27 protein-coding genes, 1 tRNA gene and 1 riboswitch are annotated in these 25,955 nt (G+C 58.9%); of the genes, 15 read left to right on the top strand and 13 right to left on the bottom strand.

Features of this window, described 5'->3' with window-relative positions; genetic code table 11:
* The first annotated feature begins 6 nt into the window (after positions 1 to 6).
* The 8 genes from ACFFFR_RS02065 (at position 7) to ACFFFR_RS02030 (ending at position 5,125) form a co-directional block, all read left to right on the top strand.
* A complete protein-coding gene (locus ACFFFR_RS02065; RefSeq protein WP_377457810.1) occupies positions 7 to 1,287 on the top strand; it encodes a glutamate-5-semialdehyde dehydrogenase in 1,281 nt (426 codons plus the stop codon).
* A 48-nt stretch (positions 1,288 to 1,335) separates the two neighbouring features.
* Positions 1,336 to 1,551, top strand: coding sequence for a hypothetical protein (locus ACFFFR_RS02060; protein WP_377457808.1), 216 nt, complete (start codon positions 1,336 to 1,338; stop codon positions 1,549 to 1,551).
* Positions 1,552 to 1,557: 6 nt separating this feature from the next.
* The gene (gene nadD, locus ACFFFR_RS02055) at positions 1,558 to 2,208 is read left to right on the top strand and encodes a nicotinate-nucleotide adenylyltransferase (RefSeq protein WP_377457806.1); all 651 of its coding nucleotides are present in this window, start codon (positions 1,558 to 1,560) and stop codon (positions 2,206 to 2,208) included.
* Positions 2,205 to 3,437: a hypothetical protein gene (locus ACFFFR_RS02050; protein ID WP_377457804.1), complete on the top strand. Its 1,233-nt coding sequence runs from the start codon at positions 2,205 to 2,207 to the stop codon at positions 3,435 to 3,437. The genes nadD and ACFFFR_RS02050 overlap by 4 nt, the downstream gene beginning before the upstream one ends.
* Positions 3,438 to 3,456: 19 nt before the next feature.
* Positions 3,457 to 3,858: a ribosome silencing factor gene (gene rsfS, locus ACFFFR_RS02045; protein WP_377457802.1), complete on the top strand. Its 402-nt coding sequence runs from the start codon at positions 3,457 to 3,459 to the stop codon at positions 3,856 to 3,858.
* Between the two features lie 3 nt (positions 3,859 to 3,861).
* On the top strand, positions 3,862 to 4,491 hold the full coding sequence (locus ACFFFR_RS02040) for a histidine phosphatase family protein (protein ID WP_377457800.1): 630 nt from the start codon (positions 3,862 to 3,864) through the stop codon (positions 4,489 to 4,491).
* Between the two features lie 89 nt (positions 4,492 to 4,580).
* A tRNA-Ala gene (locus ACFFFR_RS02035) sits at positions 4,581 to 4,653 on the top strand.
* 238 nt (positions 4,654 to 4,891) lie between these two features.
* Positions 4,892 to 5,125: a hypothetical protein gene (locus tag ACFFFR_RS02030; RefSeq protein WP_377457799.1), complete on the top strand. Its 234-nt coding sequence runs from the start codon at positions 4,892 to 4,894 to the stop codon at positions 5,123 to 5,125.
* A gap of 591 nt (positions 5,126 to 5,716) precedes the next feature.
* On the opposite strand, the gene ACFFFR_RS02025 is transcribed toward ACFFFR_RS02030, so the two are convergent.
* The 3 genes from ACFFFR_RS02025 to ACFFFR_RS02015 all read right to left on the bottom strand — a co-directional run bounded on the left by ACFFFR_RS02025 (position 5,717) and on the right by ACFFFR_RS02015 (position 9,611).
* Complete coding sequence (locus ACFFFR_RS02025; RefSeq protein ID WP_377457797.1) at positions 5,717 to 7,822, bottom strand: heavy metal translocating P-type ATPase; 2,106 nt, start codon at positions 7,820 to 7,822, stop codon at positions 5,717 to 5,719.
* Positions 7,823 to 8,007: 185 nt separating this feature from the next.
* Positions 8,008 to 8,688 (bottom strand): NAD(P)-dependent oxidoreductase, encoded by a 681-nt coding sequence (locus tag ACFFFR_RS02020; protein ID WP_377457795.1) that lies wholly within the window; start codon positions 8,686 to 8,688, stop codon positions 8,008 to 8,010.
* The gene (locus tag ACFFFR_RS02015; RefSeq protein ID WP_377457793.1) at positions 8,685 to 9,611 is read right to left on the bottom strand and encodes an EamA family transporter; all 927 of its coding nucleotides are present in this window, start codon (positions 9,609 to 9,611) and stop codon (positions 8,685 to 8,687) included. Before ACFFFR_RS02015 ends, ACFFFR_RS02020 begins: the two co-directional genes overlap by 4 nt.
* A gap of 93 nt (positions 9,612 to 9,704) precedes the next feature.
* On the opposite strand from ACFFFR_RS02015, the gene ACFFFR_RS02010 reads away from it, so the two are divergent.
* The gene (locus ACFFFR_RS02010) at positions 9,705 to 10,559 is read left to right on the top strand and encodes a LysR family transcriptional regulator (RefSeq protein ID WP_377457791.1); all 855 of its coding nucleotides are present in this window, start codon (positions 9,705 to 9,707) and stop codon (positions 10,557 to 10,559) included.
* A gap of 44 nt (positions 10,560 to 10,603) precedes the next feature.
* On the opposite strand, the gene ACFFFR_RS02005 is transcribed toward ACFFFR_RS02010, so the two are convergent.
* On the bottom strand, positions 10,604 to 11,677 hold the full coding sequence (locus tag ACFFFR_RS02005; protein WP_377457789.1) for a GNAT family N-acetyltransferase: 1,074 nt from the start codon (positions 11,675 to 11,677) through the stop codon (positions 10,604 to 10,606).
* A gap of 59 nt (positions 11,678 to 11,736) precedes the next feature.
* On the opposite strand from ACFFFR_RS02005, the gene ACFFFR_RS02000 reads away from it, so the two are divergent.
* Positions 11,737 to 12,333, top strand: a complete 597-nt coding sequence (locus tag ACFFFR_RS02000) for a TetR/AcrR family transcriptional regulator (RefSeq protein WP_377457787.1) — start codon at positions 11,737 to 11,739, stop codon at positions 12,331 to 12,333.
* 249 nt (positions 12,334 to 12,582) lie between these two features.
* Here ACFFFR_RS02000 and ACFFFR_RS01995 read toward each other — a convergent pair whose 3' ends face one another.
* On the bottom strand, positions 12,583 to 12,972 hold the full coding sequence (locus ACFFFR_RS01995) for a hypothetical protein (RefSeq protein ID WP_377457786.1): 390 nt from the start codon (positions 12,970 to 12,972) through the stop codon (positions 12,583 to 12,585).
* 235 nt (positions 12,973 to 13,207) lie between these two features.
* Between ACFFFR_RS01995 and ACFFFR_RS01990 the strand changes: the two genes are divergently transcribed.
* On the top strand, positions 13,208 to 13,828 hold the full coding sequence (locus tag ACFFFR_RS01990) for a trimeric intracellular cation channel family protein (RefSeq protein WP_377457784.1): 621 nt from the start codon (positions 13,208 to 13,210) through the stop codon (positions 13,826 to 13,828).
* 75 nt (positions 13,829 to 13,903) lie between these two features.
* A complete protein-coding gene (locus ACFFFR_RS01985; RefSeq protein ID WP_377457782.1) occupies positions 13,904 to 14,113 on the top strand; it encodes a dodecin in 210 nt (69 codons plus the stop codon).
* Between the two features lie 34 nt (positions 14,114 to 14,147).
* Here the strand turns inward: ACFFFR_RS01985 and ACFFFR_RS01980 are convergent, their stop codons facing one another.
* From ACFFFR_RS01980 to ACFFFR_RS01960, 5 genes are all read right to left on the bottom strand, one after another.
* Positions 14,148 to 15,527, bottom strand: a complete 1,380-nt coding sequence (locus tag ACFFFR_RS01980; RefSeq protein ID WP_377457780.1) for an SRPBCC family protein — start codon at positions 15,525 to 15,527, stop codon at positions 14,148 to 14,150.
* 112 nt (positions 15,528 to 15,639) lie between these two features.
* Positions 15,640 to 16,122, bottom strand: a complete 483-nt coding sequence (locus ACFFFR_RS01975; RefSeq protein WP_377457778.1) for an AAA family ATPase — start codon at positions 16,120 to 16,122, stop codon at positions 15,640 to 15,642.
* 12 nt (positions 16,123 to 16,134) lie between these two features.
* The gene (locus ACFFFR_RS01970) at positions 16,135 to 17,010 is read right to left on the bottom strand and encodes an energy-coupling factor transporter transmembrane component T family protein (protein ID WP_377457776.1); all 876 of its coding nucleotides are present in this window, start codon (positions 17,008 to 17,010) and stop codon (positions 16,135 to 16,137) included.
* Complete coding sequence (locus tag ACFFFR_RS01965; protein WP_377457774.1) at positions 17,003 to 18,460, bottom strand: ABC transporter ATP-binding protein; 1,458 nt, start codon at positions 18,458 to 18,460, stop codon at positions 17,003 to 17,005. Before ACFFFR_RS01965 ends, ACFFFR_RS01970 begins: the two co-directional genes overlap by 8 nt.
* Positions 18,461 to 19,099 carry an ECF transporter S component gene (locus tag ACFFFR_RS01960; RefSeq protein WP_377457772.1) on the bottom strand — a complete coding sequence of 213 codons (639 nt, stop codon included), beginning with the start codon at positions 19,097 to 19,099 and terminating at the stop codon, positions 18,461 to 18,463.
* A gap of 60 nt (positions 19,100 to 19,159) precedes the next feature.
* A riboswitch (TPP riboswitch) is annotated at positions 19,160 to 19,270 on the bottom strand.
* Positions 19,271 to 19,367: 97 nt separating this feature from the next.
* Between ACFFFR_RS01960 and ACFFFR_RS01955 the strand changes: the two genes are divergently transcribed.
* Positions 19,368 to 19,763 carry an NUDIX hydrolase gene (locus tag ACFFFR_RS01955; RefSeq protein WP_377457770.1) on the top strand — a complete coding sequence of 132 codons (396 nt, stop codon included), beginning with the start codon at positions 19,368 to 19,370 and terminating at the stop codon, positions 19,761 to 19,763.
* Here ACFFFR_RS01955 and ACFFFR_RS01950 read toward each other — a convergent pair.
* Positions 19,760 to 20,338, bottom strand: coding sequence for a TetR/AcrR family transcriptional regulator (locus ACFFFR_RS01950; RefSeq protein ID WP_377457769.1), 579 nt, complete (start codon positions 20,336 to 20,338; stop codon positions 19,760 to 19,762). The genes ACFFFR_RS01955 and ACFFFR_RS01950 overlap by 4 nt on opposite strands.
* A 68-nt stretch (positions 20,339 to 20,406) precedes the next feature.
* Here ACFFFR_RS01950 and ACFFFR_RS01945 point away from each other — a divergent pair, with 68 nt between their 5' ends.
* Positions 20,407 to 21,960 carry an MFS transporter gene (locus ACFFFR_RS01945; RefSeq protein ID WP_377457767.1) on the top strand — a complete coding sequence of 518 codons (1,554 nt, stop codon included), beginning with the start codon at positions 20,407 to 20,409 and terminating at the stop codon, positions 21,958 to 21,960.
* On the opposite strand, the gene ACFFFR_RS01940 is transcribed toward ACFFFR_RS01945, so the two are convergent.
* Positions 21,957 to 22,856 (bottom strand): hypothetical protein, encoded by a 900-nt coding sequence (locus ACFFFR_RS01940; RefSeq protein ID WP_377457765.1) that lies wholly within the window; start codon positions 22,854 to 22,856, stop codon positions 21,957 to 21,959. The two genes, ACFFFR_RS01945 and ACFFFR_RS01940, sit on opposite strands and share 4 nt — an antisense overlap.
* 162 nt (positions 22,857 to 23,018) lie before the next feature.
* Between ACFFFR_RS01940 and ACFFFR_RS01935 the strand changes: the two genes are divergently transcribed.
* Positions 23,019 to 23,618, top strand: coding sequence for a CueP family metal-binding protein (locus tag ACFFFR_RS01935; RefSeq protein WP_377457763.1), 600 nt, complete (start codon positions 23,019 to 23,021; stop codon positions 23,616 to 23,618).
* Positions 23,619 to 23,654: 36 nt separating this feature from the next.
* Here ACFFFR_RS01935 and ACFFFR_RS01930 read toward each other — a convergent pair whose 3' ends face one another.
* The gene (locus ACFFFR_RS01930) at positions 23,655 to 25,844 is read right to left on the bottom strand and encodes an MMPL family transporter (RefSeq protein WP_377457761.1); all 2,190 of its coding nucleotides are present in this window, start codon (positions 25,842 to 25,844) and stop codon (positions 23,655 to 23,657) included.
* Positions 25,845 to 25,955: the final 111 nt, after the last annotated feature.

Raw genomic sequence — 25,955 nt, 5'->3', positions numbered from 1 at the left:
ACCGACGTGAGCAACGAACCATCACAACAGGTCTTGAACGCCGTATTCACTTTGGCTGAAGAAGCCAAAGAAGCCTCGCGCACCCTGGCCGGCGCCACCCGCGACACCAAAGACGCGGCCCTAGCCGCCATCGCGGAATCCCTGCGGAGCAACGCCGCCGAGATCATCCAAGGCAACGGGCTCGATCTGGAAGCCGGCCGCAACAACGGCACCTCCGAAGCCATGCTGGACCGGCTGGCCCTGAACGAAGACCGACTGGAAGCCCTAGCCGGGGCCCTGGAAGAAGTCATGGCCCTGCCTGACCCGGTCGGGTTGATCAAGCGCGGCTCCACCCTGCCCAACGGCATCCGCCTGTCCCAAATCCACGTGCCCCTGGGCGTGGTCGGGGCCATCTACGAGGCCCGCCCGAACGTGACCGTGGACATCGCCGGGCTGTGCCTGAAATCCGGCAACGCCGTCATGCTCCGCGGTGGAACCGCAGCCGAGAACACCAACGAGATCTTGGTCAGGCTCATGCGTGAAGCCCTCGAAACCGTCGGGCTGCCCGCCAACCTGATTCAGACCGTCGATCCCTACGGCCGCGAAGGCGCCAACGCCCTCATGCGGGCCCGTGGACTGGTGGACGTGCTGATCCCCCGCGGCGGCCACGCCCTCATCCAGAACGTGGTCACCAACGCCAAGGTTCCCGTCATTGAAACCGGTGAAGGCCTCGTCCACGTCTACGTGGACGCAGCAGCCAACCCAGAGCTGGCCGCCTCCGTGGTGCTCAACGCGAAGACCCACCGCACCTCGGTGTGCAACGCCGCAGAAACCCTGCTGCTGCACAAGGACGCCGCTGCCAACCCGGACGTGCTGGCTGCGCTGGCCGAGGCCGGTGTCCGCTTCCACGCGGACGAACGGGCCACCGAGCTGCTCAAGGCCGCCAACGCCACCGACGTCAGCGCCGCCACCGACGTCGACTGGGAAACCGAGTACCTGGACATGGACTTGGCCGTGAAGGTAGTCGACAGCCTCGATGAGGCCCTCGAGCACATCCGGAAGTACTCCACCGGACACACCGAGGCGATCATTACCGACTCGAACGCGGCCGCCGAACGCTTCATCCGCGAAGTCGACGCCGCCACCGTCAACGTCAACGCCTCCACCCGGTTCACCGACGGGGGCGAGTTCGGCCTCGGCGCCGAGGTCGGCATTTCCACCCAGAAAATGCACGCCCGCGGCCCCATGGGACTCACCGAGCTCACCACGACCAAGTGGGTTGTCCGTGGTGACGGCCAAATCCGCTAAGATAAAGACCAGTAGTAAGCACTGCAACAACTAAGGACTATCTACCTCATGAGCCTCGCACTCTCCAACGCACTCGTCCTCGCTGCCGATGTGCCAGTTGTCAACGAGCTACCATTCCCAGCCTGGACCTACGGCGCCTTCGTGTTCGTCGTGTTCATGATCGGTCTGGCCATCATCCTGAACCTGGGCAAGGTCCCGCAGCGCCACGGTGCCGTCAAGGGCAACGACGACGAAGCCCGCTTCGACTACAGCATCAAAAAATAGTCGTTCGTGAAGACTGAAAACACCGGTGCCCGTCGGCGGATCGGGGTCATGGGTGGCACTTTTGACCCCATCCACCACGGGCACTTGGTTGCCGCCAGTGAAGTGGCGGCAAGCCTAGGGCTGGATGAGGTCATCTTCGTGCCCACCGGCCAGCCCTGGCAAAAACAAGGCCGGGATGTCTCCGAGGCCGAACACCGCTACCTCATGACGGTGATCGCCACCGCCTCCAACCCGTCCTTCTCCGTCTCCCGCGTGGACATCGATCGTGCAGGGCTGACCTACACCATCGACACGCTGAAAGACTTGAAGCTGCAATACCCGGACGCTGAGTTCTACTTCATCACCGGTGCCGACGCCCTAGCGCAGATCTTCAAATGGAAAGACATCGACAAACTCTGGCCGCTAGCCCACTTCGTGGGCGTCACCCGGCCCGGGCACGTGCTCTCTGACTTCGGCCGCAAAGAAGACATCACCCTCACCGAAATCCCGGCCATGGCGATCTCTTCCACCGACTGCCGCCAACGCGTCGCCCAAGGCAAACCGGTGTGGTACCTCGTCCCAGACGGAGTGGTGCAGTATATTGCAAAACACAGGCTCTACCACCCCAAACCGGAGCCTGCAGTAAAACCAGCCGAGGGTAAGGACGTGAGAGTATGAGCGACCAGCCGCTATCCCGCCGCGCACGCAGGGCCCAGAACCGGGAACTCTCTGACTGGTTAGCAGATATGCCAGAAGGCCTCTCCGATGAAGAGAAGGCCGCCTACGAGGCCGAAATGGCCGCCGCTGCCCGCCGCGACCGCACCCGAACGGCCAACCGCTCCCGCCGCGCCGCCGACTCACCGGTCGACGCCATCCGCACCCCGCAGCGGGACGAAGAAGAATCCCAGGAAGAAGAACCCCAGACCGAAGTCGTTGAGCAGGTTCAGTACTTCAACGAAGACCCTGCCCCGCAGACCGAAGGCCAACAAGTCCTGCCGGTCGCCGACTTCGAAGACGAAGATCTCGCCGACACCGATCCTGCCCAGACCGACCCTGCAGACACTGAATCAGCTGATGCCGAGTTCGCCGATACCGAGCCGGCGGAATCCGAGCAGATCGAGCCGGTCGAAGGCCAACTCGAACTAGACATCAGCGTCGAACAAGCCCTGGCCCAGCGGGACCGGCAGACCCACACCCCGGTGCCCGGCGCCGTCCCCGGTTTGGCCACCAGCACCAACCTATTCGCCTCCGCCATCGATCCTGAATTGCTGGCCAACCAGTCCCGGTTAGCGGAGATCGCCCAGACCATCACCTCCCGCGTCCAAATCGCCGGGGGAGCACCCGGCCCCACCGAAGACCTAGACTCGGCACCCGTGCCGGTCGTGGAAGCCGAAGACCTCGAAGAACCAGCTGAGCCAGCTGAGCCAGCTGATCAAGAGGAGTACTACACCGCAGCGGACGAGGCCGAAGAGCTCGAGATCGACCTGAGCCCTCTGGAGCAGCTACAGACCTCTTCCAGTGGACTGGTTGGCCCGGAGGAACAGCAGACCGGACGTGAATTCGACACCTCCACGCTAAGCCACTCCGCCATCATCCCGGCCGTCTCCGAAGAACTCGAAGGCCAAGCCGACACCCCATTGGATCAGATCTCCGGGGACCCGATCGTCGAGGTTCAAGAAGAGCAGTCCTTCGACGCCGTCATCGGTGGACCCGAGTCCGATGAGCGAGTCGTCGAGTCCAGCTATGCGGCCGAACACCCGGTCGAGGCCCAGCGCGCCCACGGGCTTGAACCCCAAGAGCAAACCACCGGTTTCGACTTCGGGCTGGTCTCCACCTCTTCACTGATCGTGGCCGGGATCGGTATTCTGGCACTAATCATCGCCATCGTCCTGTTCATCATCAACTAACCGACCAAGGAGCCCTTGCGTGAGCATTCCCGAGCAGTCGCTCGCCGAAGTTCGCACCGCCGCAGCGGCGGCAGCCGAACGACTGGCCGAGAACATCGTGGGCCTAGACGTGGCCGAACGTCTCGGTATTGCCGATGCCTTCTTGCTGGCCGCCGCACCCACCGAACGTCAGGTGCTGGCGATCGTCGACGAAATCGAAGACAAGCTCCGAGAAGAACACGAGCTCAAACCGATCCGCCGCGAAGGCGCCGCCGAAGGCCGCTGGGTGCTCTTGGACTACGGGCACATCGTGGTGCACGTCCAGCACCAAGAAGAACGCGCCTACTACGCACTGGAACGCCTCTACGACGGGGCGCCGGTACTCGATTTGCAGCTTCCCGAGACAGGGGAGTCCAACACGGACGAAACCGAGGCCGAATAGTCCTTGTCCGCCTCCACCATTTACCTCTTACGCCACGGCCAAACCGACTGGAACGCCGAACAGCGCTTCCAAGGCAGCACCGACATTCCACTCAACGACATCGGCCGGGCACAAGCGCACGCCGTGGCGCCCTACATGGCAAATCTCAACCCGGACTGCATTGTCGCCAGTCCACTGCAACGTGCCCACCACACCGCACTTGCCGTCGCCGAACGCCTCGACATGCAGGTGAACCTTGATGATCGGCTGCGCGAAACCGAAGGCGGTAACTGGGAGGGGCTGACCTTCGCCGAACTCTACGAGAAGTTCCCCAACGAATTCTCCGCCTGGCGCTCCGGCGTCTACGGCTCCAAAACCGCCTCCGGCGAGTCCAGAGTCCAATTAGCCGAGCGCTTCACTCAGGCCGTCGAAGAAGCCCGCGCACTGACCCCACGGGATGGAACGTTGCTTGTGGTCGCCCACGGCGCCGCCATCAGAGCGGCCGTGCCCAATTTGTTGGGCCTGCCGGAGGAATACTGGTCCGTGATTGGCGGGCTGCAAAACTGCCACTACCACCGGCTGGAATGGAACTCAGACCGGGTCGGTTGGCGGCTTGCCGAAATGAACGTAAACCCCGCCAACATGCGGATCTAGGCCGGTGCGGCGCCGATTTTGTTTTGCGCCACCGGTGTGTGTATATTAGATGAGTGCTCCGGATACGGAAGCCAACCAAAACAAAATACGGGGGATTGGCGCAGTTGGTAGCGCGTCTCCATGGCATGGAGAAGGTCAGGGGTTCGAATCCCCTATCCTCCACAAAATCCCAAAAGAGTCGGAGCATCGAAAACAGTGTTCCGACTCTTTTGTTTTGTTTAACGGGGTGAGTTGCTCCGAGCCGAAACCTCTTGTTTCCGGGTTAAGTCCTAGCAAGGGCGTCGGTGCGAACCTTCATGAGAGATCTTCAGGGGCAAGAGCATACCAGTGATCCGAATTCGATCTGTCCACGCCTGTTGGTAGTTATTTCTAGGACTAGACCTAGAGCGCGATAGGACACATGGCCATGACACAGATGCAGCAACACGGTACGGGCCAGGACGAGCCTCAGCGTGAGGCAGCCAAAAGAAAGGACTTCAACACCGCGGTGTGGTTCTTCGTTGGTGCGGTGTTTGTAGCGGTATCACCCACGCTGGGGGAGTCCCTGAACATCAGCGTTTCACCTGTCATCACTTGGAGTGCTGCGGCTCTTTTGACCATCGTAGGTTTCTGGTTGATATTCCGTCGAGCCTGATTTTCGATCGGCCGGGTCTTTTTCCCCACAAGCATGGCGTAGGACGTACTAAAGACGGCTTCCGACCGCCGAGATTTCGGGCATGAGGTAAAGGCAGGGGACGTCAGCCAAACTCCTTGCGATGGTCTCCGGCTCATTGTTGGTCATCGTGGAATGGTGCTCGATGAGGGCCTCCGTGAAAGGGTGCCACACACGAAGGTAGTTGCGGATCATGGATCCCAGAGAAGCAACATCGGACGATGAATTCCTATGGCATTCCATGACCCGCTACAAGGATTGGGGTTCAAATCCCCCATCCTCCACAGTTCAGCATCGTTGATTCTACGAGGATCTCGGCAAGCCTCCATTGCTCCCGTCAACACGTTCTGTCAACATGCCAAATGGAGTGTGCCTCCGACATAACTCTGGCTTCTGCCGGGGCGCTAGCACGCCAGACGGCGAACTTGGCGGTCCGTCGGGGGCATATTTGTCCGCTCCTTCCCAGTCTGTTCCGAATGCCGGGTGGGGGGAGCCCAAGAGATGAGTCGCTCCTGAGCCTTCGTTGAGTCCACGCGCCTACATAAAATCTCGTGGCTGGGGGGGGGCAGCTGCTCACGCTGGGTTCCGTTGGAGAATCTTCTGCGTACTGGTTTCCGGGGATAGATCTAGGCGACGGAGTAATTGGGCGTTCAGGGCAACGACGACCGTGGAAGCAGACATAAGGATCGCGCCCACGCTCATGGGTAGCACAAACCCAATAGGTGCCAGCACGCCGGCTGCCAGCGGTACCGAGATGAGGTTGTACCCTGCAGCCCACCACAAGTTTTGCTTCATCTTCCGATACGTCGCTTGCGAAAGATCGATCACCGACAGTACCGAGCGGGGGTCGGATGAGGCCAGGATGACGCCGGCAGAGCCAATGGCCACATCCGTGCCTGCACCAATGGCGATACCTACGTCCGCCTGCGCGAGAGCAGGAGCATCGTTCACGCCGTCACCCACCATCGCTACCGTCCGCCCCTCGTCCTGCAGCTCGGCGACCTTGGCGGCCTTATCCTCAGGACGCACACCGGCAAATACCCGGTCGATCCCGAGTTCTTTGGCGACCTGGTCAGCGACGGCCTTCGCATCGCCTGTAATCATGACGACCTCCGCGCCCGCGGCATGCAAGGCATCCACGGCGTCCTGTGATTCTGCGCGGATCTCATCGGCCAGCCGCAGTGCGCCGATCACCTCACCGTCAGCCAATACGTGGAGAATGATCGCACCTTCGGTTCGCCAGCGATCTGCCACCGAAAGCTCATCGGCACCATGTTGCTCCAGCAGGTAGGGGCCACCGACCTCGATGATGGTTCCTTCGACGCTGGCTTTGACGCCAACCGCCGGTGAAGAAGAAAAGTCTGAGGCCCTCGGAACCGTCAGCTCCGAAGCCTGCGCTGCGCCGACGATCGCACGAGCCAGCGGGTGTTCGCTGGCCGCTTCAGCCGCAGCGGCCAACATCAGCACCTCTTTTTCGGTACGGTCGCCAACCGGTTCGATGCCGGTAACGGTGGGTTCGCCCTTGGTGAGAGTGCCAGTTTTATCAAAGAGCACTGAATCCACGGACCGCATCGACTCTAGCGCGAGCCGGTCCTTGATCAGCACACCGCCCCGAGCAGCCCTTTCGGTAGCGATCGACACGACCAACGGGATTGCTAAGCCCAAAGCATGAGGGCAAGCGATGACGAGAACGGTAATCGTACGCACAACAGCGAGATCCGGCATGCCCACAACACTCCACACAAACGCGGTGATCACGGCCGCGCCGAGAGCGAACCAGAATAGCCAAGCAGCCGCCGTATCGGCGATACGCTGCGCACGCGAGGACGAGGCTTGGGCATCCGCAACCAACTTCTGAATACCGGCAAGAGCGGTGTCATCACCGGTAGCGGTGACTTCAATACGTAGCCCAGAGTCGGTCGCGATAGTGCCGGCAACCACATGCTCGCCACGCTCACGACGGACCGTCTTAGATTCACCGGTAACCATCGATTCATCCATTGACGCCGATCCGTCCACGATCTTGCCGTCAGCGGGGACGGCGGCACCGGGCCGCACAATGACAACATCTCCGACCACCAGATCTGCAGGTGAGATACTCACGGTTTCCTCACCGACAACCTTCTCGGCTTCATCCGGCAGCAGCGCGGCTAACGAATCCAGAGCCGAGGTGGTTTCAGCTAAAGAACGCATCTCAATCCAGTGGCCCAACAGCATGATGACCACCAGCAGCGCCAGTTCCCACCAGAAGTTGAGCTCTTGATCCAGCACGTGCAGGCTCGCACCCCAAGACGCCAAGAATGCGACGGTGATCGCTAGCGCGATCAGCAGCATCATCCCAGGTTTACGGGAACGGATCTCACTCCAGCCCCCGGAAAGAAAAGGCCACCCGCCCCAGAAATACATGAGCGTACCGAGAATGGGCGAGACCCACCAGACCCAATCAGCATCGGGCAAATGGTATCCGAGTAGATGGGCAAACATGTCGTTGAAACCGACCACCGGAACCGCAAGGACCAGCATGATCCAGAAGAGCCGCCGGAACTGAGCCACATGATCGCCATGACCTCCGTGGCCGCCATGATGCTGGTGATCCTTGTGCTCATCGTGCTGTGCGTGGCTGTGCTGGTCGACGTGAACGTCAACCCTGCTGGTGTCGGAAGCGTGTTTCTCGCTCATGTTCGGTCCAATCATGTTCGGTCCAATCCGGTGACCGAGGTTTGCTCGTTTCTTGCACCGGTCTGCGAATGTCACTCACAGTATACCCCCTAGGGGTATCGGTCAAGCCTGTGTATTGACACTCGTGAAGAGGTGCAGGGTGGGTCAAAACGGCGTCCAGATGCACCCGCCGAATTCCGCCAAATTTACCGAAACTGCAAGGCTGGGTCAGCGCGCCATGACGGGCGGCCATGCGCAACAGTGAAGTGTTGGTCGTCGCTAGGCTGTTCAATTTCATCGAGCATGGCAGCGGCAAAGTCAGGAGGGGTGATGCGTGATACCCCGTCTGTGTCAGTCAGTAATGTGGTTGTACCGCGCTGATAGCTTCCCGTGCGTCGACCGGGCTCGAAAATTGCGGGTGGGCTGACGTAAACCCACTTTGCATATGGGTGTTCTTTGCAGGCACGGAGTTGCTCCAAGCTGGCTTGAGCGATGGACTTCCATGCCTCCGGAACATAGTCGGGGTCATCGATCAGCAATCGGTCTGGACGGCTCGGCGAGAGTAGTGGTGCGGAGCCTCCCACAACCAGCAGGCGGGTGCTGTGACGGGCCGCGGCGTCCAGAGCGTTACGTGTCAAGGCAGCGAGCTGGTTTTCGTTTCCGGGGGCCAACCGGATGCTGAGCACGGTGGCGTCGACAGCGGCTAGCACCGAGTCTACGGCATCTCGGTCTGCGACATCGATAGCGCGTATTTCCAGGCGCTTCTCGTTCATGTTCATGGTGGCCGGATGTCGAGATGCTGCGACTACTTGGTGTCCTCGTGTGAGGGCTTCGTTGACGATGGCGCTTCCGGCCATGCCTGTGGCGCCGAGTACGGTGATTTTCATGATTGAATCAGTGCTTTCTGTTTTGGGGATGGGAGCTGGCCGGCGACTATCGCGACCAGCGCGAGAGCGAAGCCAAGGAGTTGGGTAAGAGTGAGGGCTTCGCGGGCGATCGCGGCACCGAGGATCGCCGCGACGAGCGGGGAAAGCAAGCCAAGCAGCGCGGTCGAAGTGACCGGAAGGCGCCGGATGCCGTCGAACCAGATCGTGAATGTGATGAGTGCCCCGACAATGCCGAGCCAGCCGTAGCCCAGCCATGCCGTGCCGTCAATATTGGGCGGTACGCCGTCGATGACTAGGGCTGGTAGCAGGAGCACGGCTCCACCGGCCGTGAGTTGCCAGCCGGCGAGTCCGATGGGGGAAACTCCTTCTGGGCGGCCCCATTTCTTCGTCAGCACAACGCCGGTACCCATGGACGCAGCACCTCCGAGCCCGGCGAGGACGCCCATAGGCGACAGGGCTGCCTCCGGACTGAGGACGACGAGAGCGACCCCGATCATCCCGAGCACGCCCCAAGTGATGCGCCAGGCCGATAGCTTCTCGTGCAGGATCGCTACCGCCAAGAAAGCGATCACAATGGGCTGGGCCGCGCCGAGGGTCGCAGCTACGCCGCCTGGGAGTTCTTGGGCGGCCAGAAAAAGAAGCGGAAAGAACGCACCCATGTTTAGGGTGCCGAGCACGAGGCTCTTCCACCACCAGGAGGTGCGCGGCAGTTGACGGGCGATAAGAAGCCCGATTAGGCCGGCAGGGAGTGCGCGCATCATCGCAGCAAACAGCGGATGACCGGGGGGCAGCATGTGCGTAGTGACGATGTAGGTAGTGCCCCACACCATTGGAACGACCGCTGTCAGGGCCGTCCATCCCAGGCGGTTCGCCGTTCCTGCGTTAGCACTCTGCGACGCCGGGGCAGCTGTAGTGATGCTCATGCATCCATCGTCCACGAATCCCCATCATGGGTCTAACAAATTATTGCCATGTTAGCAATGCACTGAAACCATAGATATATGGAATTACAGCAGATGCGGTATGTTGTGGCCGTTGCGGAAGAAAAGAACTTCACCCGTGCAGCTGAAAAGTGTTTCGTAGCGCAGTCTTCGCTCAGTCACCAGATCAAGGCACTCGAACGCGAGCTGGGTGTGACGCTGTTTGCGCGCAGTAGCCGTCGCGTCGAACTCACCGCCGCCGGTGAAGCGTTTCTTGTGCATGCGCGGGCGAGCCTTGGGGCGGCGGAGCGTGCGATCTCAGAAGCTGCGGCAGCGAACGGACAGATCCGCGGCACCCTGACAGTCGGTGTGATCCCCACCGTGACCACGATCGACATGCCGGCAGCTCTAGGGGAGTTCCACCGTACCCATCCAGCGGTGCGGATTAGGCTCAAGAGCGGCGGCAGTGACGACTTCATCGCTGCGATCAGCGCCGGTCACATGGACATCGCCGTGCTCGGGCTCCCGGACGACACACCGCCGACAGGAGTGATGACCCGAGTGCTTGCCAAAGAGCGCCTAGTCACCGTCGTCTCTGCCGGGCACCCGCTTGCCGGTCGGCGTCGACTGCGATTGGATGATCTCGCCGATGAAGCGTTTGTGGACTTTCCCGAAGGAACGCCCGGCCGGGTGCCCTCGGACCTCGCGTTTGAAGCTGCCGGAGTGCGGCGCGAAGTGACCTTCGAGGCCATGAGCACAACACTCATCCTTGATCTGGTCAGGCAGGGCCTAGTCATAGCGCTCCTATCACCAGATGCGGTCCCGACCGGTTATCAAGATCTGCTTACCATCCCGGTCGCGGCAGGCCCGACCCGGGTCGAATACCTTGCATGGCGCAAGTTCAACCTCACGCCAGCAGCACAAGCGTTCCTTGACATCCTGCAACCGTAGGTAACGAAGTGAAGCTAACTCGCAAACAAGCTAAGCCACCGAGATCAAGCATTTTCGGCAGCAAGTTGGGCATAGACAAGGGTGTCTGTCCATTCGCCTTTGCTGAACCAGTTCTGAATATGGTTGGCCTCTAGCCGCAGACCCACGCGGAGAGCCAGAGCCGCGGAGGCCTTATTGCGAGCGTCCATCTGGGCGGTGATGCGGTGAAGCTTGTAGTGATTGAACCCAAGGGCGAGCACTGCTTGAACTGCCTCGGTCGCGAAACCACGCCCTCCGTGTGCCGGGTCGAGGACCCACCCGATCTCCGCCTGGCGATGCTCGTGATCAGTGAGCCACAGCGTCACATCTCCGATCGCGACGCCCTTATGTTCGATGACCAGCGCAAGCGCACCGCTTTCACCATCGATGCCGGTTTTGGCTAGGCGTTTGGTGAGTTCGACCTGGGTGGTTGCCATCGTCCACGGCTCGTCCAAGAGGTAGCGGGTAACGTCGGGTCGAGAGTAGATCTCGTAAAGCCATCCGGCATCACCGGCCTCATGCAGACGGAGCCGCAGTCGCTGTGTCGATATCGGCCACTCAACTGTGGTCACGAGATTGCGTCGGTAGTGGATCAACTCCTCAGAGTGCCCTGCAGGCGTGGTTCCGATGTGCCGCTCAACCTCACGGAAGCCCGCTGTGGCCAAGCAATGCTGTGACGACCGGTTTTCTGGAAGTGTGCGTGCAGTCAGTATTCGAAGCCCGCAGCTGTGCGCGAAGCGCGATGCTAACTCCAACCCCCTCCTGGCGTGCCCTTCTCCACGAGCGTCAGGGTGAATCCAGAACCCGATCTCGGCAGTATCGGAACTGACATCAAAGAGCACTAAGGAGCCCACAAATCGGTCCGTTGCGGCGTCCGCGAGTGCTAGTACGGCCAACGTGCCAGAGGACAGACCCTCTGCGAGCTCGGCGCGGATCATCCGTCGGACAGACTCTGGGGTGTAGTCCGGTTCGGGGAGGTGGCCAAATCGCTGAACTAGTTCATCCTTGGTGCCGGCTGCATAGGCTTCCGAGTCCTGCTCGGATAAGGGACGCAGACGCGTGTTCTCGGAGGTGATTGGAAGAGCAGCGATATCGAACATAAACTAAACCTAACATAGGTCGGATAGCTAGCTGAAGCCTGTTCGGTTAGGCTGATGGGGTGAGTTACTGGGAACATCGCAAGCCTGTGCAACGCTTCCGTGCAGTGGACATTGTGGAGGTAGCGCGTGCATCGGTGAGACTGCTGGATGAGGGCGGTTTGAGAGCCCTGACTCTGCGCTCGGTGGCGCAAGAGGTAGGGGTGGCGCCAGCTAGTCTGTACTCACGCGTGGTTTCAGTCGATGACTTGTTTGACGTTGCCCTCGACACGGCACTCGCCGAGGACCCTGTAATGTCAGAGGCAATTCGCGACGCTGACCTAGTGTCCTTAATGCAAGCCTTTTTCAAACACCTCACGACTCACCGCTGGGCAGGTCAAGTCATCGGCATGCGCGCGCCCAGGGGACCCGCATACCTAGCCCTCTCGGAACGAATGTGTGTCCTGCTCGAACAAGCTGACGTCACAGATCCGCTGGGAACCGCCTACCGCCTGTCTAACTTGGTCATCGGTGCCTCGCTAACTGCTCCGATGGCGCCCGATGAGAAGCGTGTGGCTATCGACCCGGATCAAGCGCCCACCTACGCCCGACTCCACGGATCGCACCACCTCAGTCCGCAGGAGATCCTCACCGACGGCATCAAGGCGCTCCTGACCTAAGGTCCGAACCTAGTGGGACGTGGTAGGCGACGGAAAAGTCAGTCAGGCAAAAGACTTGCAGGCGTTGCCAGCTCTGCTCGGTGGCCACGAATATGTAATCCCGCCGGGCACGTCGAGCTTCGGCCGTGCCCCGCCCTTCGGTTCGCGCAGGACGAGCGGAGCGATCACGATGACCGCGACGGCGAGGAGACCGCCGAGCACGGCTAGATCCGTGTATCAGACCAGCCAATAGCTAGCAGGTGCGCCGCCCTACTTCTTACGAGGAGTGAAAGAGGTTTTGCAGGTCCACTTGGTCTTGCCCTTCACCGCAGTCACCGTCACTGGCACTTTACGGTTAGGGGTGGCCCGGCTGACGTTGTACTTGACGTTGGCTCTGCCTTTGGAAGTAGCAGTGACCCTTTTCCGGTTTTTAGATGTCTTGTAGTGGGCCACCGTCGTGACTTTAGCCTTCGAGCCAACACCGGAGACTTTAACGTAGGTGTTTGAGTACTGGCGAGGCTTGCTATTGGACATCGTCACTTTGCACTTCTTGGTCGCCGCTTCTGCGGGGCTGGCGTCGGCAACAACAGAACCGGAAGCCAGAGCGAGAACAGCTAGGCCCGCAGCCAGTGAACGACGAAAAGAAACAGAAATTGTCATGACTGATCCCCACCAGTGAAAGTAAACAAGAAGGTGTGAGCGCGTGCTCGTGATGCTCATATAGTAACCCATATTTAGAGATCTCGATGACACCACAAGAGACGGCCTGAGGACTTTGAGGACGTCCCCGTGAAGGGCCTACTTTCGGTGCGCAGAGATTAGCTGAGTAGACTTTGGGGTACTGGTATACGCACTAGGTATTGGGGAAACCACGATTCTCAATCTTGATGTCCTGTTGCTCGTCCTAGATTTGGGCGGAACAGTTGCCTTTGCTGCCTCCGGTAGTCTCCTTGCCGCTCGACGAGGCTTCGACTTTGTAGGATCACTGCTCTTGGGAAGTCTTGCCGGTATGGGCGGCGGAACAGTTCGAGACATCATCTTAGGCAAGGCGCCTCCAACCTCTTTCGAACGCCTGGAATACTTGGCGGCCGCTGTATTTGCTGCCCTGTTGGTCTACGTAAAGGTCTTGAAAGTACACCGACTACGTCGGACTTTGCTGATCTCAGATGCGGTAGGACTGGCACTCTTTTGTGTCAGTGGAACATTGATTGCACATAACGCGGGGGCCAATCCAGTTGCGGCAGCCTTGCTGGGGCTGACGACCGCAGTGGGCGGTGGTGTGTTGCGTGATGTGGTGGCGAATGAAGTGCCACAGATTTTCAGTGTGCGCGGTGTATACGCCATTCCAGCATTCGTCGGGGCCGGAATCACGATCGGGCTCGTTTACCTTGACATGTTTAACGCCTACACGGCAGTCGGTACTGCTGCCTTAGTGTTTGTCTTTAGGGTTGCAGCACTGAAGTGGCAGTGGACGGTTCCGGCGGCAGTCTACCGGCCGAAGAAAACCCGCACATAGACCAATACGTGAGCGGTGTTGCCTAGATCACATCTTTCGTAGGATGGAAGGACATCCTGAGGAAAGGTGAAATCCATGGCGAACAATACGTACGGAATTTCCGAGATCGTCGGTAGCTCCCCAGAATCGGTTCAAGCCGCCATTGAAAACGCGGTCGGCAAAGCGAACGAGACAGTCCGCAATCTCGACTGGTTCGAGGTCAGCGAAATCCGTGGGCACATCCAAAATGGGAAAGTTGCCGACTGGCAAGTTTCCGTCAAGTTGGGTTTCCGGATCGACGATTAACGTTTCAGTTCGTTGCCTCGAAAGCTTGGTTGGCTTAGCGGTCAGCCAAGCTTTCCACGGCATCGGAAAACTCCGGGTGATCGAACTGGTAGTACGCGGATCGCAATACTTCACTGGTCACATGATTGCCGGTGAGCATTTGGGCATCCCTGTTGCGGCCAAGTTTTGCTCCCAGCTTCATGAAGGTTTTGGGGATGGGAAGACCACGGTCACCCAAGATATGCGGTCCGAACTCCTTGCGAAGAATACGCATCAAATCGGCATTCCTCACCGGGTTTGGTGCCGATGCGTTGATCACTCCGCTAGGCAAAACATTCCCGGTGAGGCCTAGAAGGGTGCGTACTAGTTTGAGCCAGTCGGCAATGTGAATCCAGCTGACCCATTGACGGCCACTGCCCACGGGTCCGCTCAGGCCGGTCTCTGCCATGAGTCGAAAACGTCGGAAGAGGGGAGCGTCGGGGCCGATAATCTCGGCTGATCGCAAGACATAGAAATGCTCGGCTCGCACACCTTCACTTGCCGCTTCTAGGCGATCTGCTTCTGCACTTTGTAATGGTGAGTTCTCGGTAAGAATACGTTCACCGGTATTTCCGTAGACAGCGGTGTCACTGCCTTGAACCCAAGTGCGGACGGGCCGATCTAGAGCGGATACTGCCTCTGCAAGGACCCGCGTACTGTGCAAACCCGGGGTATTCGATGTCTCAATATCGGACAGCTCACGGCCGTTTTCTGAAGAAGCCAGGTTAATCACGCTGACAGGCTTTGCGGTGCTGCGGAATACATCGGTCCACGCGCCGAGGCTGTGGCCGTCCCAGAGTACTTGTGGCGCTGGGAAATATTCTTCAGAGGAGTCGGTCAGCACGAATACATCGTGGCCACGGCAGATGAGATCTGCTGCGAGGTTGCGCCCCTGGTAGCTGTGTCCCCCAGCGATGACACACTTGATCGGGTCCGCGGGGGACTTCGTCTCAGGCAACATGCGGAAGAGTCGTGCAGCCGCAATGGCAAAGTCTTCCAAGAGAGGTTCGGCGACGGTCTTGGCGAAAGCTAGTCGGAGCGGTCCGTCGATCGCCACAGTCACGCGCAGTGTGGAGCCTTCAAGTGCGGGGTCTACCGCCCACGTGACGGTGAGCTGTCCGCCTGGTTGCTGTTGTGTAAAAGCGATGCGTCGGGCACGTTCGTCCAGTTCCGTAACGGATCCGGCCGGCGCGGTCTTCTGATGCAGCAAAGAAAGCTTGTCACCGGGAGGCAGGAAATCGACTTTGGTGCCGACAGCCGCGGTTGGTTCATGCAGTTTGAAGCCATGGAAGCTGCGCATCCATTCATGAGTTTGCGACAGATCTCGCACCACTGAGAAAACAGCATCCGGTGTTGCTGCGATGTAGTGCGTACGTTCTTGCTGCCAACCAGCCATGATCAGTTCCTTCCAAAGACGTGGTTCTAGCCTACGCGGAAACCGGCATCGTGGAAGCTAAGCTACCGCTCATGTTGTTGGTCGTAGACCAAGAAATGTGCTGCCGAGTTAGCTAGGTCAAAACCTTCGTGGCCAGCCGCCATGGCTGATGCTGAGCGTAGAAGTCTTCTTCCAAAGCTTGCCAATCGGCCCACCAAGTATCGTCTTGATCTCTCGAGGTGGCTCGTTCCCGACGTATGCCTGCAGGAACATCTAACCAGTAGCGCTCGGAAGAAAAAGGAGCGGTTCTCAAGTTGAGGCTCCCGCATCCTTCAAAGACGATCGTTCCGCCCGGGTGCAAGGTTCTTTCGGGATCCCAAGTGGAGTTATGCCAATTCCACGGAGAATACCGGGCGGGGTGTCCGGCTGCTAGGAGTGCGCTCATCCAAGCAGCTGTGTGAGCGCCGGCCGATAACCCTTTCCAACCTGGATAAAGGTCATCCATGTGCACGATGTCGAGCTCGCGTGAATGAGCGAGGGCTCGGGCAAACGTTGTTTTGCCCGAGCCGCTTCGCCCATCAATCAGAATAATGTTCGTATCGAACGTGGTTCTCACAATGCTCCGAGACTAGCTCACAGAACTAAGTCCCAAGAAGTTGAACGTCCCGGTCAAGACGGACACAGCCAACGCCACACTGATGACGATCAGACACGCCGCAACAAACACATAGTCTTGGCGACGCACCGGGGAGGGGCGCGCCCACGTCCGGTCATTCCGACCAAAACCGCGAGATTCCATCGCAGTCGCCAGTGAAGAAGCGCGTCTGATCGCCAAAATCAGCAACGCAAAAGAGATGCTGAACAGCTTCCGGAACTTGTTTCCTTCTCCGATTCCGCGAGCTCGCTGGGACTGATCCATCGCCTGCCAATCGCGTTTGAAAACGCCCGCCAGCCGGATACCAGCTAGCGTGCCCAAAACGAACCGGGGTGCAACCTTGCCGTTTTGAGCCATGGCGTCCGCCAACCGGGTCACATCAATGCTTCCCAACACCAACAACACTGGTAGCCCGATGGCAAGCACGCGGAAGGAAATCCCCGTTGCCAACTGGATTGAGTTGTCGGTGATGTTGATCAGACCAAATTCGAAATAGCTCTGGCCTGCTGGACGGGCGTACAGCAGCATGCTCACAAACGAACCTGCGGCAACGACGAGCAAGAACCACCCTCGTCGCCACGTGGCTGAAATCGGCACACCAATGGCATAGGAACCGACCAGTCCAAGCAACAGCGCGATTGACGCACTGACCCAATCCAACGTGATCATCAGCGGCATCGAGTACAGGAACGTCCCCAGCAAGAGGAAAAGCGGGTTCAGGCGCTCTACCAGTGGGCCTTCAAATCCGACTCGGTTTAGCTGTGCCTGATGCCGTTCGGCCACAACATCGGCATGCGCGCTGATGGGGTAGTCCTGCACCCGGGCAGCCCCCGTGAATTTCTCAGACATGCACACGCTCCTGTTGTTCCAGACCCACATTGATGATGCGATCACCCATGATGCGGACAAGATCGGCATCGTGACTGATGGACACAAGTGTGGTCCCGTCAGAGACAAGCTCTGACATCAGCTGCACCAATTCGATCCAGGTCCGGCGGTCTTGCCCGAAAGTCGGTTCGTCGAGGAACAGAATTTTAGGACGGGTAGCCAACGCCGTGGCGACTGAAAGCCGCCGCTGTTCTCCGCCACTGAGTGTGAAGGGGTTCGCTTCAGCTAGCGATTCCAAACCGAGCGCGACGAGCAGTCGGTCGACCCGTTCGTTGATGTCTGACTTAGACATGCCGGTTGCTTTCGGCCCGAGCTCCAGTTCTTTTCGGACCGAACCGGTCACGAACTGTTGTTCTGGGATTTGGAAGACCGTACCAATGCGCCGGACGAGTTCACGGGACCGCCATTTCAGTGGGTCCGATGATTTCTGTCCATCTCGCAGCGCCGGGGTAGCCGTGACATCTCCCGCAACTGGGGCGAGGAGCCCGCCAAGGGTCAAGGCGAGGGTAGATTTACCCGCCCCGTTGGGCCCGGTGATGACGATCGACTCGCCGGCATGCACCTGAACCTCGTGGGTGGTGCCAACAGCCTGGCCATGGCGACCGACGAGCAAATCGTTGCTTTCCAGCAATAACTGCCCGGGTGTGCTGCTGTTTCGTTCAACTGCCACGGGTAGGTGGGGAACCCAGATGCCTTCGGCCGCTAATTCCGTGCCTAGCTCGGAGAGCACTGTCTGCGGATCACCATCGGCCCGGACCCCGCCACCGGGCTCCAGCACGATGACACGTGTGATCAGGGGCAACCAAATGTCTACTCGGTGCTCCACGACCACCATGGTGGCATCACTGTGGTCCAGCGCGCGTTTGACCGAATCACGGACTTCCACGACCCCGTCAGGATCTAGGTTCGCGGTCGGTTCATCCAGTACCAGTAGCTCAGGAGCCATCGCTAGGATTCCGGCCAAGGCCAGACGTTGACGTTGACCCCCGGAGAGGAACTCGGTGGAGTGGTCCAGAGGCAGGTTTAGTCCAACAGCTTCCAAGGCGGCAGCTGCTCGTGGCCAAATCTGGCTCGGTGGGACGAAGAGGTTCTCGCAACCGAACGCAAGATCATCTCCGACCCGGGACATGATGGTGTTCGCGTTCGGGTCCTGCAACATCAGCCCGGTGCGTCCGGGTTGTTGACTCGGGTGCTGCCCGTTGACTGTAAGCGAACCAAGCTCCTCGCCTTCGTCTTGGCCTCCGAGCACCCCAGAGATGGCTTTCAACAAGGTTGACTTGCCAGCGCCGGAAGGGCCGAGGATCAAGACGCGTTCGCCGCGCTCGATGGTGAAATCAACGCCGGATAGCGCCCATGCATTCCTGCCGGAATGACGCCAGCCCCATTGTTGTGCACGAATGTGGACTGTCATTTAGACCCGCTTCTGTAGGCGACCCAAGGGGAACTGCCGCAGGGCACCAGTGGAGGCCAAACCGCGGGAGAAGAGCCAGCCAACGAGGCCTGCGATCACCACACCGGAGAGAATTGCACTGGAGACGAAGATGACGTTGTATTCCAGACCTTTGGCCAAGTTCCCGGAAGTAATCAGTCCGAGAACCCAGTTCGCAAAACCAGCAGCACCACCGGCAATAAAGGCGACGGGCAGTGTGAATTTGCGGTACCCGGTGGCCAAGAAGATGAGCTCAGCGGCCAAGCCCTGAGCCAGTCCGGCGGTGACGGCACCCCAACCCCATTGCGCGCCGAAAATGACTTCAGTAAATGCGGCGAGCAGTTCGACCAAGAGTGCGGCCCCAGGTTTGCCAATGATCAGACCACCCAGAACGCCACCGATCAGCCAGCCGCCAAGGGCAAGGCCTCCAAGACCGGGGGTGAGAGATTCCATGACAGTCATCCAGGCGACTCCGCCAATGTTCCAGCCGGCAAAAATCGCACCGGTTAGGACGGCCAAGACTGCCATGACGATGATGTCGACAACCCGCCAACGGTAGGTACGTCGAGCCGGAGCCAGCTGAGGGGAAGTCTGAGGAGAAACTGTTTGAGTAGTACTCACAGTATGTGCTCTTTCTGTAGATCGTGAAAGCGCACGGGGATTGACACCGTTGGCGGTGTCAACAGTGTAAGAGGGTCTCCCTGCGCCAGCATGATCTGGGTCAGGTTCGACGGTCGAAGACTTAGGTGTCTTCCTCTCAGTTCGGATCACCGAACTCCCGTGACAGCCTTGAGCGTAACAGAGATAACAGCCCTATGAAGAATCACCGACACGGCTTGGAGAGGCGGCTTCACACAAGCACACACGATTTTGACTAGGCTAGCGAGCTATGAGTGAACCCGTCCTCGCCGCCGCTGCCATCATTGTTCGTGATGAGCAGATCTTGCTCATCCAGCGGGGAAATCCACCGCAGCAGGGACGTTGGACGCTGCCTGGCGGAAAGGTCAACCCGGGGGAGTCACTGCAAGAATCCGTGCGACGTGAGGTGGCAGAAGAAACCGGGTATGAAGTCAGGGTAGAGGACCAGCTCTTAGAACTTCAGGTCCCGATAGGGGATGGCAACTACTTCCAGATTCACGATTTTGCCGCAACGATTATTGGCGGCGAGCTGGTCGCTGGAGACGACGCCGCCGACGCGAGATGGATTCCCTTGTCCGAGCTGGATCAATTCCCGCTGACGGACCACCTCGTGCATTACCTGCGCAAAGCAGGCGTGAACTGCTAGGCGTCCTCACCGCAATCAGTTTTGTGTTCGGATAGCTCTTCTAACGCCTGAATCAATTCTTGAACACCATTGCCGGGATTCGAGCCGACGATCGCGTGCAGGTAGAGTCCATCGCCAATCAAGTGAACGATCTTGGCCAACGCCGGATCGGGGAGATGTTCCAGCAGTGTCTGGTGCCAGGACTGGAGCACCTGTTGAAGAGTCCGATCGACTTCCGGAATGTTCGAACCAGCCAGCTTCAGGGCGGCCATGAAGACGGAAGAATACTCATCCTGCGCAATGGATGACGAGGTGAGGTAGGCGCTGATCAAATCATCGCCTTGGGCCACCGTGCGCTCTATATCCGCCTCATTGAGTTCGACCAGTAAATCCATGAGCCCGGCATTGAGATCCTCCTTGGACGGGAAGTGGTGTAACAACCCTCCCTTGGAGATCTCAGCCTGACGCGCGACCTCATCGAGCGTGGCCGCGGCAACCCCGTCAGCGAGCAGAATGTCTACGTAAGCGGCCAATACGCGATCTTTTCCGCTTCCGCGTTTGTGCTTTCTTTGCTTCTTGTTTACGTGCTCGGACATGGGTTAAGCCTAGCAGTTATGATACCGTCTAGACGGTACAGTAACGTAATGAAATGGATCGTATGTTGATGACACGGGAGTTGGTGGAACAGCCACTGGTTTCGGATCGGGCGAGCGCGAAAACATGGTTGGGTTTCGCAGCTCTCATGCTCACTGTGTTACTGATCTCTATCGATAACACCGTGCTGTCTTTTGCGCTGCCCGACATTTCCAAAGCGTTGAATCCTTCGGGAACCCAGTTGCTCTGGATCGTGGACATCTACCCGCTGATTCTGGCCGGGCTGCTCATCACGATGGGCACCGTGGGGGACAGGGTAGGTCGGAAAAAGCTGTTGTTGATCGGTGCCATCGGCTTCGGCGCGGTATCCGTGTTCGCGGCATTCGCGGCTTCGGCGGAACAGCTGATCGTCGCCCGCGCTCTACTCGGCCTCTTCGGGGCAACCTTAATGCCGTCGACGTTGGCCCTGCTGCGGAATATGTTCCAAGATCCCATCCAGCGCAGACTCGCCGTGGCGATCTGGGCTGCCGGGTTCTCCGCCGGTGCAGCCCTTGGCCCTATCGTTGGTGGCTGGCTGCTGGAACACTTCTGGTGGGGATCGATTTTTCTGATCAACGTTCCCGTCATTGCGTTGTTCTTGGTCTTGGCGCCGCTGCTCTTGCCAGAGTCTAAGGATCCGTCCCCGGGTAAACTAGACCTGATCAGTGCTGCGATATCAATCGGTGCCATGTTCCTGATTGTTTTCGGGATCAAGTCCGTCGCGGCAGGAGACAATCTGTTGATCGCGATCGGTCTCTTTGCCGCAGGTGTCATCCTCAGCTGGAACTTCGTTCGCAGGCAGCTACGGATTCCTAACCCGATGCTGGATGTGCGCCTGTTCGTCAACCGAGTCTTCAGCGTTTCTGTGGTCGCGAATCTGCTCAGCCTGATGGCGCTGACCGGGATGCTCTACTACATCTCCCAGTACCTGCAGCTGGTCTTGGGATACTCGCCGATGGGCGCGAGCATGTACTTGATCCCTGGCTTGGTGGCGACCATTCTGGCTGGCTTGATCGCGGTGAAACTGGCGAACAGGTTCCCGTTGCGGGCGCTCATCCCGTTGGGCCTGTTGATGTCTGCCGGCGGTTTTGTGGTCGGTGCGCAGCTACAGGCTGGAAGTTCCGTGTGGTTGCTGGTCGTAGCGTTCGTCTTGGTGGGGATGGGCGTCGGCTTAGCTGAAACCTTGACCAACGATGCGATTCTTTCTTCCGTACCACCGCATAAAGCTGGTGCGGCATCCGGTATTTCTGAAACCGCCTACGAAGTTGGTGCACTTTTGGGTACCGCCGTGTTGGGGAGCATCTTGACGGCGGTCTATCGGTACACATTGCACGTACCGGTGGGCATCAACAAAGAGCTAGGCCTGCAAGCGCAGGAAACCTTGGGGGCTGCGATTCAGATCAGCGAACGAATTCCTGCCATTGTAGGTGAGGAACTAGCATCCAACGCGCGGGAAGCGTTCACCCTCGGTGCTGACGCTGCTTCGATCGTCGGTGCCATCGCTGTCACGATTGCGGGGATCTTGGTGTTCATGGTCTTACGGCGCCAGCGTAGCGTCGTCCTTGAGCCGGAGCGTGAACCCTAGGCCCGCGGATCGTAAGGATTCTGTGCGTAAGGATTCTGCACGTAGGGATTGTGCATGTTGGCAGGAAGGTACGGCTGCTGCACTGGCTCGAGACGAACATGGCTGCGTGTAGCCAAGAAATGGCTGATAAGAATCGCAGCCACGGCGATACCCGGAGCCACGATGGTGACGATAATGGTGGCTGTCAGCGGTTCGACCCCTAGGGGAGGCTGCAGGATCTTTACGTCGTTTCCCAGCTCGAGCAGCGCTACGAAGAATCCGGCCGGTAACCATATTGACCCAGAGATATGACGCAGCCCACCAGCCACAACACCGCCGACAAAGAACGTCAGGAAGCCGAAGATGCTTCCGGAGACAAGGTATGGCGGCAGCGCTAACAAGGCCGCCAGCAACACGATGAACAGCCACGGGCGACGATATTGGTTCAGGGTTGAAAATAAGTAGCCAAACAGGACCAGTAACACCGGCAAAATGAAGGAGAAAAAGACGCCTCCGGATGTCAGGAGAATCTCTTCCCACCAGGTGCCGTCCCACTCCGGATCCAGTCGATAATGCCATGGCAAACGCCCCGCAGTGATGACTAGTGCAGCGGGAACCATCCACAAAAGCAGACCCAAAACGAAGTGGATTGGTGCCGTCCACCAACGCCCAAGGCCTGCATACCGCAGGCTGGATCGATCAGCTCGCGTGAGCAAAAAGACCAGCAACAACATGATTCCGGTGAAGACCAGCCCGGAGGTGACCATGTATTCGCTGTTGGTGCGCCTGGTCCCATAGGGATTGATGCCGCCGAAAGAGATGATGAAGAACGTGATGAAGCCAATCACGGTCAGAAGAATGAACCGTCCGAAGATGGACCATCCTGACAGCCGCTTAATCGGTGGTCGCCATCTCACGTAATGTGCACTCCCAACTTTGACTCGTTTCAGCCCCAGCCAAGGGGGCCGGCTCGACGTTGAAGTCTAAACTACCCGATTATGACTTCCGTACCTGTCTGTTGCTTAGTGGTTCAGGTTTAATGATGATGAATCATTGCGACTGAAGATCGGATCCTCGCCATGTCCCTGTACCGTCGAGTCCTAGCGTTATTAGCTGCCTCGCTCCTGTTGTTGACGGCGTGTGCGCCAGCTTCCTCTTTGGATGATGTTCTCTCCAAGTACGGGATGGCCGGCAAGAATGCCGAAGAAATCATTGAGCATCTGGAAACGATGGATCCGCAGGACCGACCGGATGATCTGCTGGTGTCAGTCCAAGCCGATCAACTGGTGATCCAGGAACAACCGGATGGTACCGAGCACACGATGCCGCTTCCTCAGGACAAGTTCTACCTGTCAATTGCTCCCTACAAGGAGCAAACGCACGACTGCTTTTACCACGCGCTCACGAGCTGTCTCGGTGAAATCACGGACACCGAATTCTTCGTGCATATTCGGGACACCGAAACCGGGGAAAACTATGTTAACGACCATTACCGGACGAACCCCAACGGTTTCGTCGGTTTCTGGTTACCCCGGGACCGCAATGTGGAGATGAAACTGTCCACGCACGCGGACCATGGCCTCGAGTCACCGAAGGTCCAGCTCAGTACCGCCAGTGATGCACCGACGTGCATCACTGACGTGAAACTGAACCCGATTATCTATGTCGAGGAAAAATAACCAGACCACGCATCCAGCTGACGAGTCGGCGTTCGGCTAGACCTTCTCCAACTGACGGACCGGTCGCTGCTCGTGCACAGTTTCTGCTGGGTCTGGAAGTTCCGGGTTGCGTGGTTTCCGGGGCCACCATGTCTTCTCGCCGAGCAGGGCAAGCGCCGCCGGCACGACCATGGAGCGGACCACCAAAGTATCGATCAGTACACCCAAGCCCACGATGAGTCCCAGCTGACCTAGTGTGACCAGTGGCAAGACACCCAGTGCTGCGAAGACTGCGGCAAGGACAACCCCTGCGCTGGTAATCACCACACCGGTGTGACCGACGGCCTGCACGACCGCTTCGCGGATCGGTGCCGTACGAGACTCCAACATGGTCCGATGCGCCAAGAAGATCGTGTAATCGATACCCAAGGCAACCAAGAAGATGAAGGCTAGCAGCGGAACGTTGACATCCAGTGCCGGAAAACCGAACACGGTTGTCCCGATCCACGTGCCCGCCCCAATGGCTGCCAGCGAAGAGAGGCTATTGAGCAGCAGGAGGACCACCGGTCCGAGCACTGCCCGCAGCAGGAGAACTAAGACGATGAACACGACCAGCAGTACTAGCGGGGCGATGATCACAAGGTCACGAGCGGACGCTTGGAGTAGGTCGTAGCTTTCGGCAGAAGCCCCGCCGACCAATGCGGTGACGTCGCCGGAGGTGAGTACATTCGTTTCAACGGCAATCGAATCTAGTTCGGTACCGTGTGCCACGGTGCGCACCCGCTCCAAGAGCTCATTCGCTTCATCAGTGTCGGGTTCGGCCTCACCGACCACCGAGAATCGAACCAAATCCGAATCCACCGCAGTCTCAGCCTGACCGACACGTTCGACGCCATCAACTGACTCCAGATCTGAGCGTAGTTGCTCGGCCGCACCGGCGGTGGTGACCACGGTGAGTGGTTCAGCCTCTCCGGCTGGGAAGTGCTCCTGCAATACTTCGAACCCGGCCGCAGACTCACTGGGCACCCGGAACTGTTCGGTCTTGGACAAACCGATGCTGGTGCTCAACAGCGGTAACACCATGACCGTCAGTGCGGCAATGGCGGTGAGCAACACCGGTAGGCGGAAGCGGACCACCGAATTGGCCACGGTAAACCAGCGGCTTTGCTTTTCGGAGCGTTCTTGGCCCGGTTTGGGAATGAATGGCCAGAACACTTTCCGGCCTACCAGAGAAAGCACAGCAGGCAGCAGCGTCAGGACGAATACCAGCGCAAACACCAAGCCAACGGCTGCGGCTAGACCCAGCCCCCGGGTGCTGGGAACAATGCCCAACAACATGGTCGCCAAAGCGATAACCACCGTCAGGTTGGAGGCAACGATGGCACCGGTGGTAGCCAGCACGGCATCCCGCAGGGCGGTGCGATGGTCGGAAGTTTTTCTCAACTCTTCGCGATAGCGGGAGATCAACAGCAACGCGTAGTTGGTGCCAGCACCAAAAACGAGCACAGAGATGATGCCGGTATCAAATCCCAGGCCCGATAGTTCACCGGTCATCGCCGTCATGGCCCCCGCAGCGCCGTCGGCCAAGCCCACCACCGGGAGCGGGATGAGCCATAACACCGGAGAACGATACGTCAGCAGCAGCAACAGGGCGACAATACCAACCGTCACGGCCAACAGGGTGAAGTTTGCTCCGTCAAACGCGGCTGCGATGTCGGCGCCAAAGGCCGGCCCGCCGGTCACCCAGACTTTCGTCTGATCCGGTGCCGTGGCAGCGGCTTCAGCCCGCACCTGTTCGATGACCGTTGCCAGCTCGGCATTCGGGATCGCTGTCTGAGTACCATCAGCGGCGACTTCGGCGGTTTGTACTGGCACGGATAGGATCGCCGCTTTTTGATCCTCCGAGGTGATGGGGCCAAACGGTTCGCTGGTGGAGTCTGCGCTACCGAAACCAGCCAACTCGCCGGCAGTGTTGCGAAGTTCTTGGAGTGTCGTGCTCGAGAGGATCTGATCGTCCTCAGCCGAGGTGTAGACGACTAGCAGTTGTGCTTCATCGGCATGCGGGAACTGCTCGCCCAATTCCTGCACCACCGCTGACTCAGCCTGCGAGGGCACAGATCCAACCGAGTTCGGCACACTAAAACTGCGCAGTCCACCGGCGATGCCCACCCCGAGGATGGTCATCACCAAGATGGTGATCCACGCACCTTTCTTCGTCACCATCCATTGGACAGTCTTCTCCCACATGTCAGCGTTCTCCTTAGCCAATCGTGCTGTTAATTCGAGACTAAGAATTCAAGGCAGAGCCGACATCACCCGAATGGGTGATTAGAGCGGGGACCCGCCAAGCGGTTTAGA

It is taken from the genome of Micrococcoides hystricis, from assembly GCF_042434215.1.
Classification (GTDB): Bacteria; Actinomycetota; Actinomycetes; order Actinomycetales; family Micrococcaceae; genus Micrococcoides; species Micrococcoides hystricis.
This window is presented reverse-complemented; position numbering and strand designations above follow the sequence as displayed.

What these genes read in the sequence shown, in the direction of transcription:
- ACFFFR_RS02060 (WP_377457808.1), top strand. Translation starts at nt 1,336, where the DNA reads ATGAGCCTCGCACTCTCCAACGCACTCGTCCTCGCTGCCGATGTGCCA.
- ACFFFR_RS02050 (WP_377457804.1), top strand. Translation starts at nt 2,205, where the DNA reads ATGAGCGACCAGCCGCTATCCCGCCGCGCACGCAGGGCCCAGAACCGG.
- ACFFFR_RS02030 (WP_377457799.1), top strand. Translation starts at nt 4,892, where the DNA reads ATGGCCATGACACAGATGCAGCAACACGGTACGGGCCAGGACGAGCCT.
- ACFFFR_RS02025 (WP_377457797.1), bottom strand. Translation starts at nt 7,822, where the DNA reads ATGAGCGAGAAACACGCTTCCGACACCAGCAGGGTTGACGTTCACGTC.
- ACFFFR_RS02020 (WP_377457795.1), bottom strand. Translation starts at nt 8,688, where the DNA reads ATGAAAATCACCGTACTCGGCGCCACAGGCATGGCCGGAAGCGCCATC.
- ACFFFR_RS02015 (WP_377457793.1), bottom strand. Translation starts at nt 9,611, where the DNA reads ATGAGCATCACTACAGCTGCCCCGGCGTCGCAGAGTGCTAACGCAGGA.
- ACFFFR_RS02010 (WP_377457791.1), top strand. Translation starts at nt 9,705, where the DNA reads ATGCGGTATGTTGTGGCCGTTGCGGAAGAAAAGAACTTCACCCGTGCA.
- ACFFFR_RS02005 (WP_377457789.1), bottom strand. Translation starts at nt 11,677, where the DNA reads ATGTTCGATATCGCTGCTCTTCCAATCACCTCCGAGAACACGCGTCTG.
- ACFFFR_RS01995 (WP_377457786.1), bottom strand. Translation starts at nt 12,972, where the DNA reads ATGACAATTTCTGTTTCTTTTCGTCGTTCACTGGCTGCGGGCCTAGCT.
- ACFFFR_RS01985 (WP_377457782.1), top strand. Translation starts at nt 13,904, where the DNA reads ATGGCGAACAATACGTACGGAATTTCCGAGATCGTCGGTAGCTCCCCA.
- ACFFFR_RS01980 (WP_377457780.1), bottom strand. Translation starts at nt 15,527, where the DNA reads ATGGCTGGTTGGCAGCAAGAACGTACGCACTACATCGCAGCAACACCG.
- ACFFFR_RS01970 (WP_377457776.1), bottom strand. Translation starts at nt 17,010, where the DNA reads ATGTCTGAGAAATTCACGGGGGCTGCCCGGGTGCAGGACTACCCCATC.
- ACFFFR_RS01965 (WP_377457774.1), bottom strand. Translation starts at nt 18,460, where the DNA reads ATGACAGTCCACATTCGTGCACAACAATGGGGCTGGCGTCATTCCGGC.
- ACFFFR_RS01955 (WP_377457770.1), top strand. Translation starts at nt 19,368, where the DNA reads ATGAGTGAACCCGTCCTCGCCGCCGCTGCCATCATTGTTCGTGATGAG.
- ACFFFR_RS01950 (WP_377457769.1), bottom strand. Translation starts at nt 20,338, where the DNA reads ATGTCCGAGCACGTAAACAAGAAGCAAAGAAAGCACAAACGCGGAAGC.
- ACFFFR_RS01945 (WP_377457767.1), top strand. Translation starts at nt 20,407, where the DNA reads ATGACACGGGAGTTGGTGGAACAGCCACTGGTTTCGGATCGGGCGAGC.
- ACFFFR_RS01935 (WP_377457763.1), top strand. Translation starts at nt 23,019, where the DNA reads ATGTCCCTGTACCGTCGAGTCCTAGCGTTATTAGCTGCCTCGCTCCTG.
- ACFFFR_RS01930 (WP_377457761.1), bottom strand. Translation starts at nt 25,844, where the DNA reads ATGTGGGAGAAGACTGTCCAATGGATGGTGACGAAGAAAGGTGCGTGG.